Annotated in this window: 21 protein-coding genes; 13 read left to right on the forward strand and 8 right to left on the reverse strand. The window is 70.7% G+C overall.

The genetic code is table 11. The features are described from left to right. The first annotated feature begins 2 nt into the window (after window positions 1-2). Window positions 3-584 (forward strand): TetR/AcrR family transcriptional regulator, encoded by a 582-nt coding sequence (locus ACFPCV_RS18805; RefSeq protein ID WP_378057525.1) that lies wholly within the window; start codon window positions 3-5, stop codon window positions 582-584. Window positions 585-943: 359 nt separating this feature from the next. On the opposite strand, the gene ACFPCV_RS18810 is transcribed toward ACFPCV_RS18805, so the two are convergent. The 4 genes from ACFPCV_RS18810 to ACFPCV_RS18825 all read right to left on the reverse strand — a co-directional run bounded on the left by ACFPCV_RS18810 (window position 944) and on the right by ACFPCV_RS18825 (window position 5,183). Next, window positions 944-2,029, reverse strand: a complete 1,086-nt coding sequence (locus tag ACFPCV_RS18810) for an amidohydrolase family protein (RefSeq protein WP_378057526.1) — start codon at window positions 2,027-2,029, stop codon at window positions 944-946. Between the two features lie 511 nt (window positions 2,030-2,540). Beyond that, a complete protein-coding gene (locus ACFPCV_RS18815) occupies window positions 2,541-3,275 on the reverse strand; it encodes a sugar phosphate isomerase/epimerase family protein (RefSeq protein WP_378057527.1) in 735 nt (244 codons plus the stop codon). After that, window positions 3,272-3,994, reverse strand: a complete 723-nt coding sequence (locus ACFPCV_RS18820; protein WP_378057528.1) for an NAD-dependent epimerase/dehydratase family protein — start codon at window positions 3,992-3,994, stop codon at window positions 3,272-3,274. Before ACFPCV_RS18820 ends, ACFPCV_RS18815 begins: the two co-directional genes overlap by 4 nt. 10 nt (window positions 3,995-4,004) lie before the next feature. Next, window positions 4,005-5,183 carry a CynX/NimT family MFS transporter gene (locus ACFPCV_RS18825; RefSeq protein WP_378057529.1) on the reverse strand — a complete coding sequence of 393 codons (1,179 nt, stop codon included), beginning with the start codon at window positions 5,181-5,183 and terminating at the stop codon, window positions 4,005-4,007. 61 nt (window positions 5,184-5,244) lie between these two features. Between ACFPCV_RS18825 and ACFPCV_RS18830 the strand changes: the two genes are divergently transcribed. From ACFPCV_RS18830 to ACFPCV_RS18855, 6 genes are all read left to right on the forward strand, one after another. Further along, window positions 5,245-6,018, forward strand: coding sequence for a tyrosine-protein phosphatase (locus ACFPCV_RS18830; RefSeq protein WP_378057530.1), 774 nt, complete (start codon window positions 5,245-5,247; stop codon window positions 6,016-6,018). Window positions 6,019-6,020: 2 nt separating this feature from the next. Further along, the gene (locus ACFPCV_RS18835; protein WP_378057531.1) at window positions 6,021-6,680 is read left to right on the forward strand and encodes an SDR family NAD(P)-dependent oxidoreductase; all 660 of its coding nucleotides are present in this window, start codon (window positions 6,021-6,023) and stop codon (window positions 6,678-6,680) included. Between the two features lie 137 nt (window positions 6,681-6,817). Next, on the forward strand, window positions 6,818-7,726 hold the full coding sequence (locus ACFPCV_RS18840) for an ABC transporter ATP-binding protein (RefSeq protein ID WP_378057532.1): 909 nt from the start codon (window positions 6,818-6,820) through the stop codon (window positions 7,724-7,726). Beyond that, complete coding sequence (locus tag ACFPCV_RS18845) at window positions 7,719-8,579, forward strand: hypothetical protein (RefSeq protein WP_378057533.1); 861 nt, start codon at window positions 7,719-7,721, stop codon at window positions 8,577-8,579. The genes ACFPCV_RS18840 and ACFPCV_RS18845 overlap by 8 nt, the downstream gene beginning before the upstream one ends. Next, window positions 8,576-9,487 (forward strand): ABC transporter ATP-binding protein, encoded by a 912-nt coding sequence (locus ACFPCV_RS18850; RefSeq protein WP_378057534.1) that lies wholly within the window; start codon window positions 8,576-8,578, stop codon window positions 9,485-9,487. The genes ACFPCV_RS18845 and ACFPCV_RS18850 overlap by 4 nt, the downstream gene beginning before the upstream one ends. Then, complete coding sequence (locus ACFPCV_RS18855; RefSeq protein ID WP_378057535.1) at window positions 9,484-10,197, forward strand: ABC transporter permease; 714 nt, start codon at window positions 9,484-9,486, stop codon at window positions 10,195-10,197. Before ACFPCV_RS18850 ends, ACFPCV_RS18855 begins: the two co-directional genes overlap by 4 nt. Before the next feature lie 824 nt (window positions 10,198-11,021). On the opposite strand, the gene ACFPCV_RS18860 is transcribed toward ACFPCV_RS18855, so the two are convergent. Then, window positions 11,022-11,282 (reverse strand): hypothetical protein, encoded by a 261-nt coding sequence (locus tag ACFPCV_RS18860; protein WP_378057536.1) that lies wholly within the window; start codon window positions 11,280-11,282, stop codon window positions 11,022-11,024. A gap of 156 nt (window positions 11,283-11,438) precedes the next feature. Here ACFPCV_RS18860 and ACFPCV_RS18865 point away from each other — a divergent pair, with 156 nt between their 5' ends. From ACFPCV_RS18865 to ACFPCV_RS18875, 3 genes are read left to right on the forward strand one after another with little or no spacing between them, the layout of a single operon-like run. Continuing rightward, the gene (locus ACFPCV_RS18865) at window positions 11,439-12,308 is read left to right on the forward strand and encodes a helix-turn-helix domain-containing protein (RefSeq protein WP_378057537.1); all 870 of its coding nucleotides are present in this window, start codon (window positions 11,439-11,441) and stop codon (window positions 12,306-12,308) included. After that, on the forward strand, window positions 12,308-12,460 hold the full coding sequence (locus tag ACFPCV_RS18870) for a DUF397 domain-containing protein (protein ID WP_378057743.1): 153 nt from the start codon (window positions 12,308-12,310) through the stop codon (window positions 12,458-12,460). The genes ACFPCV_RS18865 and ACFPCV_RS18870 overlap by 1 nt, the downstream gene beginning before the upstream one ends. Next, window positions 12,457-13,041 carry a hypothetical protein gene (locus ACFPCV_RS18875; RefSeq protein ID WP_378057539.1) on the forward strand — a complete coding sequence of 195 codons (585 nt, stop codon included), beginning with the start codon at window positions 12,457-12,459 and terminating at the stop codon, window positions 13,039-13,041. The genes ACFPCV_RS18870 and ACFPCV_RS18875 overlap by 4 nt, the downstream gene beginning before the upstream one ends. Here the strand turns inward: ACFPCV_RS18875 and ACFPCV_RS18880 are convergent. Beyond that, entirely contained in the window at window positions 12,981-14,078 is a 1,098-nt protein-coding gene (locus tag ACFPCV_RS18880; protein WP_378057540.1) for an MBL fold metallo-hydrolase, read from the reverse strand. The genes ACFPCV_RS18875 and ACFPCV_RS18880 overlap by 61 nt on opposite strands. A gap of 31 nt (window positions 14,079-14,109) precedes the next feature. Here ACFPCV_RS18880 and ACFPCV_RS18885 point away from each other — a divergent pair, with 31 nt between their 5' ends. Then, the gene (locus ACFPCV_RS18885) at window positions 14,110-14,652 is read left to right on the forward strand and encodes a GNAT family N-acetyltransferase (protein ID WP_378057541.1); all 543 of its coding nucleotides are present in this window, start codon (window positions 14,110-14,112) and stop codon (window positions 14,650-14,652) included. Between the two features lie 190 nt (window positions 14,653-14,842). Here the strand turns inward: ACFPCV_RS18885 and ACFPCV_RS18890 are convergent, their stop codons facing one another. Further along, window positions 14,843-16,270: an acyl-CoA synthetase gene (locus tag ACFPCV_RS18890; protein WP_378057542.1), complete on the reverse strand. Its 1,428-nt coding sequence runs from the start codon at window positions 16,268-16,270 to the stop codon at window positions 14,843-14,845. Window positions 16,271-16,426: 156 nt separating this feature from the next. On the opposite strand from ACFPCV_RS18890, the gene ACFPCV_RS18895 reads away from it, so the two are divergent. After that, window positions 16,427-16,909, forward strand: a complete 483-nt coding sequence (locus tag ACFPCV_RS18895) for an anthrone oxygenase family protein (RefSeq protein WP_378057543.1) — start codon at window positions 16,427-16,429, stop codon at window positions 16,907-16,909. 91 nt (window positions 16,910-17,000) lie between these two features. Continuing rightward, entirely contained in the window at window positions 17,001-17,480 is a 480-nt protein-coding gene (locus ACFPCV_RS18900; RefSeq protein ID WP_378057544.1) for an SgcJ/EcaC family oxidoreductase, read from the forward strand. Window positions 17,481-17,598: 118 nt separating this feature from the next. Here the strand turns inward: ACFPCV_RS18900 and ACFPCV_RS18905 are convergent, their stop codons facing one another. Further along, window positions 17,599-18,735: a cytochrome P450 gene (locus tag ACFPCV_RS18905; protein WP_378057545.1), complete on the reverse strand. Its 1,137-nt coding sequence runs from the start codon at window positions 18,733-18,735 to the stop codon at window positions 17,599-17,601. Window positions 18,736-18,795: the final 60 nt, after the last annotated feature.

An 18,795-nucleotide genomic window follows, 5' to 3' on the forward strand; every position in this document is an offset into this window, starting at 1 on the left:
ACATGCGCAAGGGTGAGGCCACCCGTGAGGCGATCCTGGACACGGCCAGCCGCCTGGCGCGGTCGGTCGGGCTGGGTGGCATCACCATCGGCACGCTCGCGACGAGCGCGGAGCTGTCGAAGAGTGGCCTGTACGCGCACTTCCGGTCCAAGGAGTCGCTGCAGGTCTCGATACTGGAGCACACGCGGGCGCGGTTCGTGGCCGAGGTGGTCGCGCCCGCGCTGACCGAACCGCGTGGTGAGCCGCGCGTGCGCGCGCTGTTCGAGAACTGGCTGACGTGGGACGGCCAGCCCGGCGGGTGCCTGTTCGTCGCCGCGTCCTCCGAGCTGGACGACCAGCCGGGGCCGGTGCGGGACCGGCTCGTGCGCTACCAGCAGGACTGGCTGGACTCGCTCGCGGAGGTCTTCCGCACCGGCCTGTCCGAGGGTCATTTCCGGGCGGACGCCGAGCCGGAGCAGTTCGCGTTCGAGGTCGACGGCGTGATGCTGTCGCGCCACATGTCGGGCCGCCTGCTCGGTGACCCGACCGCGGAGTCCCGTGCCCGCGCCGCGTTCGAGGCCCTTCTGGACCGGGCCCGCCCCTGACTTCTCCTCTGCTGAAAGGTCGCCTTCGTGTCATCACAAAAGCACGATCGTTCGTCTTAAAACGACCACCATTCGTACCCATCCCCTGCAAATCCCCCGTTCAACCCCGCGAGTCCCCCGTTCGGAACCCGCGAGTCCCCGGTTCAGAACCCGCGAGTTCCCCGTTCGGAACCCGCGAGTCCCCGGTTCGGAACCCGCGAGTTCCCCGTTCGGAACCAGCGAGTCAGCGGTTCGAGGCGCGAGTGACATGCGCGAACCGCCAACTCACCGGTCTCGAACGGGAGACTCGCGGGTTCCGAACGCGGACTCGCGGGGTTGGTGGGTGGGCGGGTCCGAGGCGGGTTGTCCTGGGTGGATGCTCAGAGGCGGTGCAGACGGGCGGCGTTGCCGCCGAGGATGCCGTAGGCCAGCCGTTCCGCGTCGGCGGTGGTGAGGGCTTCCTCGGTGAGCCACGAGTCGGTGAGGGTGTTCACCGCTCTGCGCCACAGTGCCGCGCCGAGGTAGTGCAGTTCCGGCAGCACGCTGCCGTCCGAGGAGTACAGGACCGAGTCGAACGGGGCGATCTCCAGCACCTCGGCGAGCACCGCCGCGGACCGCACGCCGACGAACGGGATCGTCAGCCCGAGGTCGACGTGCACGTGGTCGTACACGTGCGCCAGGTACGCGGCGTTGCGGTGGAAGGGATAGCAATGCAGCAACACGACCTGGCACCGCACGGCACGCAGGAACTCGGTCAGCAGCACCGGATCCGTGGCCGACAGCCGCAGGTCGGCGTCACCGAATCCGGTGTGGAACTGCAGCGGGAGACCCCGCTCGGCGCCGACCCGCGCGGCCTCGTGCACCAGCCACGCGAGCAGCACCGGGTCGGTGAGGTCGCTGTCCTTGGCACGTAACCAGGACGCGGCGGCCCGCACCGCCTCGGCGCGGGCGGGTTGCGCGCCAGGCAGCTCCAGCCCGTACCGGTAGGCGACGATCGACTTGAACGCGATCGCGGGTGCCACGTGCAGCGCCGCCCTGATCTTGTCGAGCAACCCCTCCGGTGACGTCGCGGTCTTCTGCACCGCCTCCGCGACGGCCTCGATCCGCACCACCTCGTGCCCGGTGCCGCCACCGAGCTCCGCGAGACCCGACGGCGAGGTCACCGGCCCCGGCACGTAACCGGTGTCGACGAACCAGTGCCGCACCCCGGCCGCCGTGAGCAGGCGTTTGGACACCTCGAGCCAGCCCAGCTCGGCGCGCCGCCACAGGTACTCCTCCGCCGGGGCCAGCGTCGGCATCCCGAGCACCGGCGCACACCAGCGTCGCACCGAGAGGCCGAGCAGCGACCGGAACGGGTGCCGCCTCGCGTTTTTTGCCTCGGACAGCCACTCCCGGGGATCGACCTCCCCGGTCGCCACCCCGTGGCAGTGCTGGTCGACGAGGGGTACGACATCAGCGACGCCCAAGGCTCACCTCCGCGGAACGCTCACCAGCGCCAGAGAACGGCTGAGGTTAGCGTCCGTGGGTCGAGGCCCGAACAGCGCTCCGCCTCAGCGCGCCGCAAGATGACGTTCGCACCGTGCAACTCGGGCCCGAGCGCTACCCCAGCACAGCCGAAACCTCCAGTGCCGCGCAACCAAACTCGCGAGTCTCCCGTTCGGAACCCGCGAGTTCCCCGTTCGGAACCCGCGAGTCTCCCGTTCGGGACGACCGAGTCGACGGTTCGCGACAGCAGCGCCGACGGCGAGAGGGAACTAGCGAATCCCGACAGCGAACTCGCCGGTTCCGAACCCGGGACTCGCCGGTCCTAAACCGGGGACTCGCGGGTTCCGAACCGGGGACTCGCGGGTTCCGAACCGGGGACTCGCCGGTCCTGAACCCGGGACTCGCGGGTTCCGAACCGGGGACTCGCGGGTTCTGAACGGGGGACTCGCGGGTTTGGGTGTGGTGGGGGGTTGTCTCGGTGGGGGCGTGCCTTTAGGTGGTGGCTTCTTGGGGTGGGGTTTTCAGCCAGGTGTGCAAGGTGGTGGCGTCTTGCAGGAACGTCGTTGGTGAGTCGGCGCGTACGAACTCCAGCAGTGCGTGCCGGTCGGCGGGCAGTGCGGCGAGCACCGGGCGCCACAGCGGCTCCCGCGCGGCGAGTGGGAGCCGCGTGCCGTCGTCGGTCCAGCTGAACACGTGCACCGCGACCGGGTCCAGCGCCGGGACGGCCGCCAGCGCGTCGTCGACGGTGGCGCCGACCGGCGGCTGCCAGTACGACTTCAGCGCGGGCACCTCCTCGAACAGGGCCAGCGCCGAGTCGAGGGTGTCGGTCAGCGTGTCCGCGTGGTACTCGACCGCGACCTCCACACCCTCGCCGCCTGCGAGCGCCGCGACCGCGCGCAGGTCCTCGACGACGGCCGCGCGGTCCGGTTGCCCTGCGGAGCCCTTCGTCCCGGCCCACACGCGGATCCGTGGCGCGCCGAGGGCGAGCGCGGTCGCGAGCACCGGCCCGAAGTCGCCGTCCGCGCGGTAGTAGGAGCCGTACGCCTCGATCGCGATCCCGTTGTCGGCGCAGCGGGCGCGCACGTCGCGTGCGGTGCGGAAGTCGCCGGCCGGGACGTGGACGTCACCGCCCCACTCGATGGCTTCGAGCCCGGCGTCGACCACCAGCGACACGATCTCGGCCGGTGACAGCTGCCGGAACGTCACCGACACCAGGCCCGGGATCACGTCACGTCCTCCGGCGTCCAGCCCAGTTCGCGGCGTGCCTTCTCGATGCTCATGGTGCGGCCGGTGGCGTCACCGCTGATCGCGTAGACGTCGAAGCCGTGGCCGCGCCGGTGCAGCGCGGCCTCGACCGCGGCGGCGACGTCCCGCGCTGACGTGCTGATCGCGCGTTTCATCGGGGTGTCGCCGCGCGGCCACTCGTCGTCGGCGGCTGGGAAGCACAGCCGCAGGCACACGGCGTCCATGTCCCAGCGGTCGGTCGCGGTGCGGCAGACCTCCTCGCCGAGGCGCTTCGCGAGGCCGTAGAAGTCGGTGGCCGACGGCGGCACCGACTCGTCGGGGAACGTGATCATGCCGGTCAGTTCCTCGTACGGGTACACCGACATGCTGCTGGTGTAGACCATGTGCCGCACCCCGGACCGCGCCGCGCCGGTGAGCGCCAGGTACAGCCCGGACACGGCGACGTCGAAGTGCTGCCGCGCGTTCTCCGGGCTCCCCCAGCCCGCCATCGGGCCCATCGCCATGAACACCAGCGAGTCCACTCCGGACGTCAGGGACGCGACCAGGTCCACGTCGTGCAGGCTGCCCGTGTGGTAGGCCACCCCAGGCACCGCCTCGCGGGGTTCCTTCAGGTCCAGCACGCGGACCTCGTGGGTGCGGGCCAGCACCGGCACCACCATCGACCCGACGAGACCGCAGCCGCCGATCACCAGCAGGCGCATCGTGCTCCTCTCACACCTTCACGTGCGCGTCCCGGCCCGCACGCAACCCGATCAGGGTGTGCGCGGCCGCGACGCCGACGAGCACCCCCAGCGGCACCCGCCAGCCGCCCGTCGCGTCGTGCAGCGCGCCGAACAGCGTCGGCCCGACCGCCGCGACGAGGTAGCCGATCGACTGTCCCATACCGGACAGCGCCGCGGACGAACGCGGGTCGGCGGCACGCAGGCTGAAGAACGCGAGCGCGAGGAAGAACAACGCGCCTGCGCCGACACCGGTGGTCAGCACCCACAGCACCGCGAGTTCCGGCGCGATCAGCAACCCGAGGTAGCCGATCATCGCCAGCAGCGACGAGACGGCCGCGACCGCGCGCTGGTCGGCCAGCCGGGTCAGCAGCAGCGGCACCACGAGGCTCATGAGCACACCGATCATCTGGTAGGCGAACAGCAGCCACCCCGCGGCCACCTCGCTCGTGCCGTAGCTGACCAGAATGGACGGATACCAGGACAGGACGGTGTAGAAACCGGTCGCCGACAGCGCCATGAAGGCCGCGCACTCCCACGCGAGCAGCGACCGCCACGGCGTCGCGGCCCGGCCCTCGTCGGGCAGCGGGGGCTGGTTGCGGCGGGACAGCCGCGGTGTCCACACGGCCAGCGCGATCAGCACGAACCCGGCCCAGCACCCCAGCGCCGTGCGCCACCCGCCGGGCAGCGCCCCGGCCAGCGGGACCGCGATCCCGGCCGCCGTCGACGCGACGATCCCGATGACCGCCGTGTACACCCCGGTGACCGCGCTCACATGGTCCGGGAAGTCCCGTTTGATCAGGCTCGGCAGCAGCACGTTGCCCGCGGCGATCGCCGCGCCGAGCGCGACGGTGCCTGCCCACAGCAGCCCGGTGACCGGCAGCGACCGCAGCACGATGCCCGTCGCGAGCAGGACGAGCGCCAGCCACAGCAGCCGGTCGGTGCCGACGCGCCGCGCGAGCCTGGGCACCTGCGGCGACACGGCGGCGAACGTGAGCAGCGGCAGCGTGCCGATGAACCCGGCCTCACCCGCCGTGAGCCCGATGTCCGCGCGGATCGTCTCCAGCAGCGGGCCGACCGACGTCAGAGCCGCCCGCAGGTTGGCGGCGAGCAGCAGGAACCCCGCGATCATCAGGACCCGGCGAGCAGCACCCTCGTTGGCAGTCCTCACGACCGTCACGGTGGCCAACCTCTCACACGGCCGAGCCCACCGGCAATGATGAGATGGCAGGGTGCGCTGGATAGAGCTACAGAACGCAGTCAACGTCCGTGACCTCGGCGGACTTCCCGCCGACAACGGAACCCGCATCAGGACCGGGCAACTCATCCGGTCCGACAACCTGCAGGACCTCTCGCCGACGGACGTGACCCGGCTCGTCGACGAGATCGGCGTCACCACCGTCGTCGACCTGCGCAGCACCGGGGAGGTCGACGCGGAGGGCCCCGGCCCGCTGAAGGCGGTCGCCTCCGTGGAACACCGCCACCTGTCCCTGTTGCCCGAATTCGGCGAGATGACCGACGTGGCGAAGGACGCGCTCGCGCTGAACCGGGAACGCGCCATCAAACGCGACCCGCGGAACGTGGCCGACGCGTTCTACTACGGCTACCTGGAGGACCGGCCGGACAGCGTGGTCGGCGCGCTGCGGGCCATCGCGACCGCGCCGGGCGCCGCGCTGGTGCACTGCGCGGCGGGCAAGGACCGGACCGGTGTCGTCGTGGCGATGGCGCTGTCCGTGGTCGGTGTGCCCGCGGAGGCGATCGTCGCCGACTACGAGGCGACCGGTGAGCGCATCGTGCAGATCCTCGACCGGCTGCGCTCCTCGCCGACCTACGCCGCGGACATCGACAACGTGCCGGCCCACGAGCACGACCCCCGGCCCGACATCATGCGCCGGTTCCTCGGCAGGCTCGACGCCGACTTCGGCGGCCCGCTCGGGTGGCTGCACGAGCACGGCTTCGACAAGGTGGACGCACAACGGCTGCGCACCAAACTGACAGAGGAGTGAGCATGACCGACTCGGTGCTGATCACCGGTGGTACCGGCGGCCTCGGCACGGCGGTGACCGCCGCGTTCACCGAGGCGGGCTGGCGGGTGGTGGTGCCGTACCGGTCGCACGCGCCGTCCGGTGTCGTGGGGGTCAGGGCGGATCTGACGGACCCGGCCCAGGTCGCGGCGGCGGTCGAGGTGGCCGCCGAGGAGGGCCCGCTCAGGGCGGTGGTGAACCTGGCAGGTGGCTTCGCGATGGGCGGCCGCGTGCACGAGACGCCGGTCGAGGAGTTCGAGGCGCAGTTCCACACCAACCTGCGCCCGACCTACCTCGTGTGCGCGGCCGCGCTCCCCCACCTGATCGCGGCGGGCGGCGGGTCGATCGTCTGCGTGTCGTCGAAGGCGGCGGTGGCCCCGTTCTCGGGCGCCGCCGGTTACGTGACGTCGAAGGCGGCGGTGCTGGCGTTCGTGGCCGCGCTGGACGCCGAGTACCGCGCCGACGGCGTCCGTGTGAACGCGGTCCTGCCCGGCGTGATCGACACCCCGGCCAACCGCGAGTCGATGCCCGGCAGCCGCGCGGGCTGGGTGGACCCCGCCGACATCGCGAGGACGATCCTGTTCCTGGCAAGCGAGGCCGCCAGCACGATCAGCGGTGCGCACATCCCGGTGGACCGGGCCTGATCGGTGCCCTGCCCTGAAAGGCGCTTTCGGGACGCTCCACGTCCCGAAAGCGCCTTTCAGGGCATCGGCGAACATCAGGGTCGCCTCAGGGTATGAGCCGGATGTCATGAGCGGTGCCGTACCAATACGTTGGGTGGGTGCCACTCATCGAGACCACCGCGCTGCAGAAGCGCTACGACAACAAGGTGACCGCGCTGGCGGACCTCACCGTCGCGATCGAGCCGGGGGTGGTGGGCCTGGTCGGGGTGAACGGCGCAGGCAAGAGCACCCTCATCAAACTTGCCCTGGGGCTGCTCGAACCGACCAGCGGTCAGATCCGCGTGCTGGGCCTCGACCCGGTCGCCGACGGGGACCGGGTCCGTGCCCGGGTCGGCTACATGCCCGAACACGACTGCCTGCCACCCGACATGATCGCCGCCGAGTTCGTCACGCACATGGCCCGCGTCAGCGGTCTGCCCAAGGCGATGGCCCGCGAGAGAGCCTCCGAGACGCTGCGCCACGTCGGCCTGTACGAGGAGCGCTACCGCCGCATCGGTGGCTACTCCACCGGCATGAAGCAGCGCGTCAAGCTCGCGCAGGCCCTGGTGCACGACCCGGAGCTGCTGCTGCTCGACGAGCCGACCAACGGCCTCGACCCGGCGGGCCGCAGGGCGATGCTGGACCTGGTCCACCGCATCGGCACCGACTTCGGCATCTCCGTGGTGGTGTGCTCGCACCTGCTCGGCGAGATCGAGCGGATCTGCACCTCGCTGGTCGCCATCGACGCGGGCCGTCTGCTGCGGTCGGCCACCCTCGACTCGATGACGCAGGCCCGTGACCTGCTGATGGTCGAGGTCGACGAGGACGCGGAGGCGCTCACCCAGCTCCTGGTCAGCCAGGGCCTGGAAGTCCGCGCCGACAAGCGGGTCCTCTACGTCCGCATCGAGCAGGACGAGGTCTACGACCGCATCCGCGACGCCGTCGCCGACCTCGACCTGTCCCTGCACCGCATCGAACGTCAGCGCCACCAGGTGGCCGACCTGTTCCGGGAGGTGGCCAGTGCCTGACACCGGCGTCATCCACGACATCGGCTACCAGCGCTACGACGGTCCGCGGCTGGGCCGCGGCTACGCGGCCCGCTCCCTGTACGCCCACGGCGTCCGCTCCGCGTACGGTCTCGGCCGCAGCGCGTGGGCGAAGGTCCTGCCGATGGGCGTGCTGGCCTTCGCGAGCATGGCGTCGCTGATCCTGGTCGTGGTCAACACCCAGCTGCCGACCCAGGTCATCGACTACGTCGGCATCGCGTCCACGTTCACCTACGCGGCGACGGTGTTCGTCGCGGTCGTCGCGCCGGAGCTGGTGTCGGTCGACCTGCGCAGCAACCTGTTGCAGCTGTACCTTTCCCGGCCGCTGCGCAAGAGCGACTACGCGCTGACGAAGCTCGCTTCCCTTGCCACGGCGACGTTCCTGCTGTTCGCCATCCCGATGCTGATCATGTTCCTCGGCATGGCGTTCAACACCGACGCGGGCATCGGCGGGGTGTTCGACGAGGTCGGCGGGCTCGCCAAGGGCCTGGTCGCCGCCGCGATCCACGCCGCGCTGCTGTCCGCGCTGGGCCTGCCGCTCGCGTCGCTGACCGGCCGCCGCGTGTTCGCCTCCGGCATGATCATCGCGTTGTTCCTGCTCACCGCGCCGGTCTCCGCCGCGCTGCAGGAGTTCGGCAGTGGCGCGCTGGAGAACCTCGGCGGCCTGCTCGACCCGTCGAGCCTGCTCAACGGCGTCGACCAGTGGCTGTTCGGCCCTGGCATCGGCATCGTCCAGACCGGTGACTACGGGGTCGTGTACGGCCTGGTCACCGCGGCCCTGATCGCGCTGGGCACCGCGCTCGCGGTGCTGCGCTACAAGAAGGTGAAGTCGTGAGTGCGATCGAACTGAACGGCGTCTCCCGCTGGTACGGCAACGTCGTCGCGGTCAACGACGTCACGCTCACCATCGGGCCCGGCCTGACCGGGCTGCTCGGCCCCAACGGCGCGGGCAAGACCACGGTCCTGCACCTGATGGCGGGGCTGATGGCCCCTTCGCAGGGTGAGGTCACCGTCGGCGGCCAGTCCGCGTGGCGCAACCCGGAGATGTACCGCACGCTGGGCCTGGTCACCGAACGCGAGAGCGTGCCCGGTTTCCTCACGGCATGGGAGTTCGTGCTGTCGAGCGCGAAGCTGCACAAGCTGCCGAACCCGGAGGAGGCGGCGCGCAAGGCACTCGCGATCGTCGAACTGGAGGACGCGCAGGACCGCCGCATCTCGACGTACTCCAAGGGCATGCGGCAGCGCAGCCGGGTCGCGGCGGCGCTGGTGCACGACCCGAAGGTCCTGCTGCTGGACGAGCCGTTCAACGGCATGGACCCCCGGCAGCGGCTCCACATGATGGACCTGCTGAACCGCATGGCCGACGAGGGCCGGACGCTCCTGTTCAGCTCGCACATCCTCGAAGAGGTGGAGCAGCTGTCGGGCACCGTGCAGGTGATCGTCGCGGGCAGGCTCGCCGCGTCCGGCGACTACCGGCACATCCGCCGCCTGATGACCACCCGGCCCCACCAGTTCACGATCTCCTCCTCGGACGACCGCCTGCTCGCCACCGTCCTCATGGGACAGCCGTCGGTGTCGGGCGTGAGCCTGGAGCCGGTCGGGGTGCTGGTGCAGGCCAACGACTACGGCACGTTCACCCGTGCGCTCGCCAAGCTCGCCCGCGAGCACAAGATCCGCATCACGCAGCTCCTCCCCTCGGACGAGTCGCTCGAAAAAGTCTTCTCCTACCTGGTGGCGACATGAACCTGACGATCATGAGCCTCACCGCGCGCGCCATGCTGGGCCGCAAGCGCGTGCTGATGCTCCTCCCGATGCCGATCATGCTCGTCGGGCTCACGCTCATCGGCGTGCTGTCCGGGTCGAGCGACGCCGAGTGGGGTCCGGTGGTGTTCTCGTCGCTGGGCATCAGCGTCATCCTGCCGCTGACCGCGCTGATCATCGGCAGCAGCGCGCTCGGCCTGGAGATCGACGACGGAACGATCACCCACCTGCTCACGAAACCGTTGCCGCGCAGCGAGATCGTGCTGTCGAAGCTGGCCGTCGCGTGGCTGGTGACGACGGTGGCCACCGGTGTTCCCCTTGCCGCCGCGGCACTGATCGCGGGCTCGGGCACCCTCGCGGTCGGCCTGGTGATCGGCGCGGCGATCGGCGGGCTCGCCTACAGCGCACTGTTCCTCGCGCTGTCGGTGATGACGAAACGGCCGGTCGCGGTCGGGCTCGTGTACATCGTGCTGTGGGAGAACATCCTGGTCAGCTACGTCAGCGGGGCGCGGATCTTCAGCGTGCGCCAGCACGCGACCGCGATCGCCGACTCCATCGGCAACACGCAGCTCATCGACGCCTCGGTGACGGTGACGACGGCGCTGGTCATGTCGGTGATCTTCATCGTGGTGGGGACCGTGGGCGCGACCCAGCGCCTGCGTTCCTTCGCGCTGACCGGAGAAGCCAACTAGGCGCCGGAATTCGGCGAACCTGCCTGCCATCCGTTGTGGGTTGTCCTCGCCGGACGGGCAGGTCTCCGGGGTGGCGGGGACGTTGAGTGGCTGCGGTTTGGGCGGTCTGTCTGCGGGGTGGGCTTGCGCCACCATCGGGGGTTGCGTGGGGGTGCTGCCCGCTTCGCGGGCAGTTCTCGCTTCGCGGGCCGGGCACGTAGCGCTGTTCCTGTGGGTGCCCGCCGGGTGCTGCGTGCCCGGCGGGTTGGGTGTGCGTGTCGGTATGTCAGGGTTGGCTGCGGCTTTCGTTGTGGGTTTGTCCTCGCCGGACGGGCAGGTCTCGGGGGTGGCGGAGGGGTTGTTCGGTGGCGGTTGGGTTCGGGTCTGCCTGCCATCCCGTCGACCTCCCTACGGGCTATCACACCGCGCCAAGGGGGGCCTTTTCCGCGTGTTGTGATTCGGGCTTTTGGCCCCCCTTGACGCGGTGTGATCGGGCTTCGCCAGGTCGACGGGATGGCAGGGAGCCCCTTGGTGGTGGGCTTGCGCCACCGTCGGGGTTGCGTGGGGTTGCGGGCCCGCTTCGCGGGGCCCGGGCGCGTAGCGCCCGGGGCTTTGGTGCTGTGAAAGGCGCGTTCACGGCAGCCGTGATGCCGTCAATGGGCCATTCACGGCGCTCAACGCCGTCAATGGGCCATTGACGGCACCGGTTGTGCCGTGAACGCGCCTTTCACGGCATCGGCCCCGCCCCGTCTCGGGGCGACCGCAGGGGTGTGGGTGTGGGGGTTGTGCTGATGGCGGGTTCGTACGCCAAGGCCACTTCGGGTGATCTTCACGGAAGCAGTCCTCTAGGACGCGTGCAGGTGGTGGCGGCCGGGCACGCTGTGCTCGGCCGCCGTTTCCTGTGCGTAGCGGGCGTCCATCTCGGCCACGACCGCTGCGGACAGTTCCGCCATCGCCCGCATCGCTGGTGAGTCGAACACCAGCTCGCAGATGGTGTTGCCGCTGCCGATCAGCACGTGCGCCACGTCGCTGCCACTCACGCTGTAGCTCAGCGGGGTGCCTCGGCTAAGGTCCATCCACGTGCTCATGGCCATGTCGTGTGCCATCGTCCCGTCCTTCCGCTGGTAGCTTTGCCTTGTCGCATTGGCAGGCTATGGACAAGTCGGCAATGGACCTACTCGGTTGCGTACCCGCAACGGGTGACGTTCGCCGGCGCCCGGTGACGCTATGCTGTTACCGGCCGACAACCACGGAGATTCACGATGGCCCGGACTCCGAAGGCCCAAGCCCTCGGTGCGGCACTCCGGCAGGCACGCGAGGACAGGAAGCTGCTCCTGCGTGAACTGGCGGCGATGATCAAGAGGGATATCGGGGTGGTGTCCCGCTGGGAGACCGGCGACCGGACGCCCAAGCCAGAGCAGGTGGCCCAGATCCTGACGAAGCTCGAAGTCGACGGCGAACGCTACGACGAGATCATGACCCTCGCCTACGGCACCAACGAGTCCCAGTGGGTCGCCACCACCCTGGGCGAACAACGCCAGCAACTGGCCGCCCTGGTCGACTGGGAAGACAGGGCGACCCGGATCGTGGAAGTGGCCCCGCTCCTGGTTCCGGGCATCCTCCAGACGAGTGACTACATCCGCGGGATCATGACGGCGGCGGGTGTCCCCGAGGACGAGATCGCCCTGCGAGTCGCCTCCCGCCTCGGCCGCGCGGATGCCATCACGAAGCGGAAGCCCGCGAACCTCCTGGTGCTCATCGGCCATGCCGCGCTGCACCAGGACATCGGCGGCCGGACCGCGATGCTCGGGCAGCTCGACCACCTCCTGGAGATGGCCGCCCGCCCGAACATCGAACTGCGCGTCGTGCCCGACCACCGCGGCTGGCATCCCGGGCTGGAAGGCCACTTCATCCTCATCGACGCTGCCCGGCCCGCTTCCGCCCGGCGGGCAGCCGTCACGTCCGGCTCGATCGTGTTCATCGCCATGCGCCGGTCGGATCTCATGCTCCACGAGGAGCAGGACGTGGCCGCCTACCGGCAAGCGCTCGACCGGGTTCTGGCCGTGTCCCTGGCGCCGGAGCAGTCCGCGCAGTTCATCTCGGAAGTGCGCAAAAGAATGGAGAAGAAGTGATGTGGCGAAAGTCGAGCCGTAGCGAGAACAGCAGTAACTGCGTCGAGGTGCGGAACACGCTCACCGAGTTGCGGGACTCCAAGAGCACTTCCGCGACCCTGCGCGGGGACGTCCGTCGTCTGGCGCAGGCCGTCAAGGAAGGCCGCCTGTGAGCGAACCCCGCGGCGCCCGAGGCTGGTTGACCGTCCTGTTCGGACTGCTGTTCGTCGTCGCGATCGCCGGGTGGTCGATCACCGGGTGGCGGGCCTTCGTCTTCGCGACCGTGGCGGCCGGGGTGGCGCTCGTGGTGGTGGGGGTGGCGACCGCGATCGTCGAGCACCAGCCCGGCATCGTCCTGGTCTCGGCCGCGTACGCCGGGGTCGGCGCGTTGCTCACGGCGACCGTGTTCGGGTTCGCCTACCTGGAGGAGTCGTGGACCTACGTCCGCGGCGCGCCCGCCGAGGCCCAGGTCGTGAGCTGCGAGGACGACGGCGAGTGCGAGTCCAGATGGGACGGCCGGACGGGCGAGGTGGAACTCGCGTTCGACATCGAGCCCGGCGACACGGTCCCCGTCCGGGTGCTCGACGACGAGGCCGTGCGCGAGGGTGGGCTCACCGTGCTGGTCGTGGCCAGCAGCGGGGTGGCGCTCGTGTCCCCGCTGCTGGTCATCGGCACGATCGTGTACGTGCGGCGTCAGGCCACGGCACGCCACCAGCCATCCGGCGGCGACGCCTCGTCGACGTCCAGCGCCTGACCCGGCTTCGGAATCGTGACCCGCAGGTCGCCGGCCGCCTTGAGCAGCCGCTCGACCGGCTCCGACCACGAGTGCATGGCGAGGTTGAACGTGGCCCAGTGCACCGGCACGAGCAACTCCCCGCGCACGGCCCGGTGGGTCTCGACGCCCTCTTCCGGTGTCATGTGGATGTCCGGCCAGTACGGGGAGTAGGCGCCGACCTGGATGAACGTGACATCGAACGGGCCGTACTCGTCACCGATCCGGCGATAGCCGTCGAAGTAGCCGGAGTCGCCGGTGTAGAACACGCTGCGGTCGCGGCCCTTGATCACCCAGGACGCCCACAGCGTGCCGTTGCCGCCGGGCCGGAGCCGGCCGGAGAAGTGCTGCGCGGCGGTGGCGACCACGTCGACGTGGTCGAGCGAGACCCGCTCGTCCCAGTCCAGTTCGACGATGCGGTCGGCGGGCACCCGCCAGCGCTCGAGGTGCGCACCGACACCGAGCGGCACGACGAACCGCAGCGACGGCTGCCGGGCGGCGAGCCGCCGGATGGTCGTCATGTCGAGGTGGTCGTAGTGGTCGTGGGAGATCACGACGGCGTCCAGGTCCGGCAGGTCGTCCAGCGCCCAGGGCACCGGGTGCAGCCGCTTGGGCCCGAGCACGGGCGACGGCGAGACCCGGTCGCTCCACACCGGGTCGAAGAGGACGCGCTTGCCCTCGATCTCGACCAGCACGGTGGCGTGCCCCAGCCAGGACACCCGCAGCCCGTCGACCCCGGCGAAGTCGGGCGCACCGACAAGCGGCACCGGCTGCCGGGGGCGGCGCACCTCCTTGCCGAGGACGAGGTCCCGCATGGCCCCGGACGGCGGCGGCCCGGCCACGGCCGTGGCCACGTCGTTGTGGAACCGCCCGTCCCGGAAATGCGGCGAACGCCGCATCCGGGCGAGCCGCGCCCCCGTCGGTCGGCCACCGATGGCGGCGGGCACCTGCCAGCCGGCGCCGACCAGCGCGCCGACCGGCACCAGCAGCGCCGATCGGCGCATGAGGTCTCTGATCACGTACTCATAGTGCCCGTGTTTTGCTGAGAGTGTGATCGAAGCATTTCAGGAACAGCGAACACTGGTCGGCGAGCGGGTGCGCCTGGTCCCACTTGGCCCGGAACACTTCGCGGGCGAGTGGGCGATGCTGCAGGACGAGGAGTCGCGGCGGCTGACGGGCACCCACCAGACGTTCACGGAGAAACAGATCCGCGAGTGGCTGACGAAGGTACGCCGAGCCACCGACCGGGCCGACTGGGCGATCCTCCACGACGGCGCTTTCGTCGGCGAGGTGGTGCTGAACGACCTGGACGAGGACAACCGTTCGGCAGGCTTCCGGATCGTGCTGGCCGCGCACGCGATCGGCAGGGGCTACGGCACGGAGGCGACACTGCTCGCGGTCCGCTACGCGTTCGAGGACGCCGGTCTCCACCGGGTCTGGCTGGAGGTGTTCGAGCACAACCCGCGCGCCCGGCACGTGTACGAGAAGTGCGGTTTCCGGCTGGAGGGCGAACACCGCGATGCCCTGCTGTGGGACGGCGAGTGGCACAACACGCACACGATGGCGATCCTGTCGACAGACCGGATGAGCTGACATCCGACACCCGGCGTCCGAGTGCGCCGGGCGCGCAGCGCCCGCAGGGTGGGCTGCCGTGGCGCTTTCACGGCATTGGCCACGCCGTCACGCGGCACCAAAGCCGGGCGCTACGCGCCCGCCCCGCGAAGCGGGAACCTGCCCGTCCGGCGAGGACGAACCACCAACAGAGGACCGCCTGAGTCCGGTGTCACCGGGTCAGGGCACGTTTCATGATCTTGCCCATGTCGTTGCGGGGCAGGCTTTCCCGGTAGCGGACGACCCTCGGGCGTTTGTGCGGCGCCAGCAGCCGCGCCACGTGGTCCGCCAGTTCCGCCGGGTCCGGGGGCGCGCCGTTGGGCACCACCCACGCGACGATGCGTTCGCCCAGGTCCTCGTCCGGTTCGCCGGTCACCGCCACCTCCGCCACCGCGGGGTGGTCCAGCAACGCGTTCTCGATCTCGCCCGCGCCGATCTTGTAGCCGCCACTCTTGATCAGGTCCGTCGCGCGGCGGCCGACGATGCGGACATAGCCGTCCGGGTCGCGGACCGCCATGTCACCGGTGCGGAACCAGCCCTCGTGCAGCACGGCCGCCGTCGCGTCCGGACGGTTCAGGTAGCCGAGGAACAGGTTCTCGCCCCGGACCTCGATCTCGCCGACGGTGTCGCCGTCCCGTGCCGTCAGTTCCGCGCCAGCGTCGTCCACCAGACGCAGGTCCACGCCCGGCAGCGGCAGGCCCACCGCACCCGGCCTGCGGTCGCCCGACGCGCGGACGCTGCAGTTCATCAGCGTCTCCGTCATGCCGTAGCGCTCGACGACCCGTTGGCCCGTGGTCGCCGCGAGGCGTTCGTGGTCGGCGGCGGGCAACGCCGCCGAGCCCGACACCAGCAGCCGCGCGCCGCCGATCGCCTTCGCCAGCGCCGGATCGGCCGCGCAGTCCAGTGCCAGGCGGTGGTACATGGTCGGGACGCCGAACATCATCGTCGCCGCGCCGGACAGTTCACCGGCCGCCGCCTGTGACGAGAAGCGGCCCAGGTGGTGCAGGGTGCCGCCGCGGCGCAGCGGGCCGACCACGCCGACGATCAGCCCGTGCACGTGGAACAGCGGCAGCCCGTGCACCAGCACGTCGTCGCCGGTCCACTCCCACACCGCCGCCAGCGCGTCGAGGTTGGACGTCACCGCCCGGCGCGGCAGGACCACACCCTTCGGCGGGCCCGTCGTGCCGGACGTGTAGACGACGAACGCCGGGGTCTCCTGGCCCGGTTCGGGAACGGGTGCCAGCCCCAGGTCTCGCGGTTGCCGCGGGACCGGCAGGCGTGGCAGCGCCCGCAAGCCCGCGGGCAGCTCCGCGTCGGCCGCGGCCAGCAGCAGGTCCGGACTGCTGTCGGTGACGATGTGGGTCAGCTCGCGCTCGCCGACCTTCGGGTTGACCGGCACCACCGGCACGCCCGCGACCAGTGCGCCGACCACCGCGACACACGTGTCCATCGTGTTCGTCGCCCACACCGCCACCCGGGTCCGCCCGCGCAGGCCCTCCGCCAGTTCCGCCGCGAGGAGCGACAGCTCACGGTAGGTAAGCACATTCGCACCGAAGCGCAACGCCACGCGGTCGTTACTGGTCACCAAGTCCGGAAACATGCCTCTCCTAGCCCCTGCCGGGAACGACGAACATGCCACCACTATCACGCCGCGGGTGAACCACCACCGTCCCTGAGTCCACCAGGCGTCCACGGAACCTGCCCGGACGTCCAAACCCGTACTCTGTCACGGTTGTGGCGGCGTAGCGTGCGCCCCATGGTGCTCCTGACCCTCGTCGTCGCGTCATTGAACCTCGTCCTGCTCGGCGCGGTGTACGGCGTCTTCTTCACGTACTCGAACTCGATCGTGCCCGGGCTCGACCGGATCGACGCCGAGAGGGCCGTCGCCGCGATGCGCAGCTTCAACGTCGTGATCATCAACCCGAGGTTCCTCGCGACGTTCCTCGGGCCGCTGCTGACCTCCGCCGCGACCGGGTTCCTGCTGCTCGGCCTGGACGAGACGACGCCCGCGCTGCTGTTCTTCGCCGCCGCCGTCGTCTACCTGGCCGGCTGCCTCGCCGTCACCGGCCGGGTCAACGTGCCGCTGAACAACGCGCTGGAGAACAGCACCGCCACCGACTGGGAGCGGCGGTGGGCCGAGTTCTCGCCGCGCTGGCGCCGGTGGAACACCGTGCGCACGGTGTCGAGCATGGTCGCGCTGGTGCTGTGCGGCATCGGCATGTACCTCCCGCAGTGGTAGGCGGCCGCCACCGGAACACAACCGCGGGACGACGACCACGCGGCGGGTGCCGCCGTACCTTCCGGTGCGAGACCAGGAAGGGGACCACCACATGCGCACACATCTGACCGCCATCGCCGCCGCCGTACTGCTGACCGCGTCCGCGTCGCTGCCGGCACAGGCCGGGCCGCCCCGCGACGACGCGCTCGCCGCCTTCGCGCAGATCCGCGACCGGCAGGCCGACGCGTGGTACCGGGAGGACGGCGCCGCGTTCGCCGCGACCTTCACCGAGGACGCCGACGTCGTCGCGTTCAACGGCGACCACCTGCGGACCCGCGACGGCATCGCCGACGGCATGCAGTACTACTTCGACACCTACATCGACCACACACGGCTGCACACCATCGACGAGCACATCCGCTTCGCGGGGCCCAACCTCGCGGTCATCGTGCGGACCGGGTGCCAGCTCGTGCCGCCGTCGACGGAGTGCCGGCCGGACTCGTTGTCGCGCAACACCAACGTGATGGTGAAACGCCACGGCCGGTGGCTGCAGGAGTCCTTCCAGAACACCCGGGTGATGGCGCTCCCCTGAGGCGCGTTGACGGCGAATGCCCTGAAAGGCGCGTTCAGGGCGCTCAGCGCCCTGAACGGCCCATTCACGGCACCGGTCCGCCCTGCGGATGTCCCGCGGGCTCACTTCACATGATCATCTAGTCCCAGCGGACCGGGAGCGTCGGCGGCTTGCGGAACACCAGCCCGGACGGGGTGACGGGTTCCGCGAGCCGCAGCCGGGGCAGGCGGTCCAGCAGCGCGGTCATCGCGATCTCCGCCTCCACGCGGGCGAGCCGGGCGCCGAGGCAGAAGTGCGGGCCCAGCGCGAACGCGAGGTTGGCGCGGGCGTTGCCGCGGTGGAGGTCGAAGACGTCCGGGTCGGCGAACACCCCGGGGTCGCGGTTGGCGCCCGCGATGGACACGCGGACCAGGTCGCCCTTCGCGATGTCCGCGCCCGCGAGGGTCACGTCGCGGGTCGCGTAGCGGTCGACCACCGACGCCGCCGGTTCCACGCGCATCGACTCCTCGATCGCGTTCGGCAGCAGCGTGCGGTCGGCGCGGATCTCGGCCAGGGCCGCCGGGTGCGACAGCAGGTGCAGCACCAGGTTCGCGATCATGCTCTCGGTCGTGTCGATGCCGCCGAACATCAGGACCGCCGCGTTCGACACCGCCTCGCCGGTGGTCAGGCCGTGGCCGTGCACGACGTCGACCAGCAGCGAGTCCGCCGCCGGGTCGGCGATCGTGCTCGCCACGCGCTCCCCCAGCTCGCGGAACGCCGCAGCGCCCGCCTCGGTCGGCGCGCCGCCGGAGGTCACGGCCGACACCGAGTCGACCAGCGCCGCATACCACGTGCGGACCGCCGCGGCGTCCACGCCGGTCAGGCCCAGCGCGTCCGCGACCACCGACAGCGCGAGCGGGCCCGCGAAGTCCGCGCGCAGCTCGGCGGCACCGCGCGGCAGGAGCGCGTCGATCAAGCGCTCTGTCGACTTGGCGACGAACGCCGCGTAACGATCCCGCACCGGCGCCGGGCGGAACGGCGGGACGAACGGGTCGCGGTGGCGGGCGTGCACGGGACCGTCGAGGGAGAGCATGCTCGGGCCGACGACCGTCGCGGTCGAGAACCTCGGATCGTCCACAGTGAACGTCGCCGCGTCACGCATCACCTGCTGCGCCGTCGCGTAGCCGGTCACCAGCCAGCCGTCCAGCACCGGCACCCACGCCACCGGTGCCGAGCCGCGCAGCCGGGCCAGCACCGGGTGGGGGTCGGTGGTCAGCTCGTCGAGTGTGATGGGCACGCGGCCGAGTCTAGGCAGCTGCGCGGACCGCGGTTGAAACGTGCCAATTCCGTTGTCTTG

This window comes from Actinophytocola glycyrrhizae (assembly GCF_042653545.1).
In the GTDB taxonomy this organism is placed as follows: domain Bacteria; phylum Actinomycetota; class Actinomycetes; order Mycobacteriales; family Pseudonocardiaceae; genus Actinophytocola; species Actinophytocola glycyrrhizae.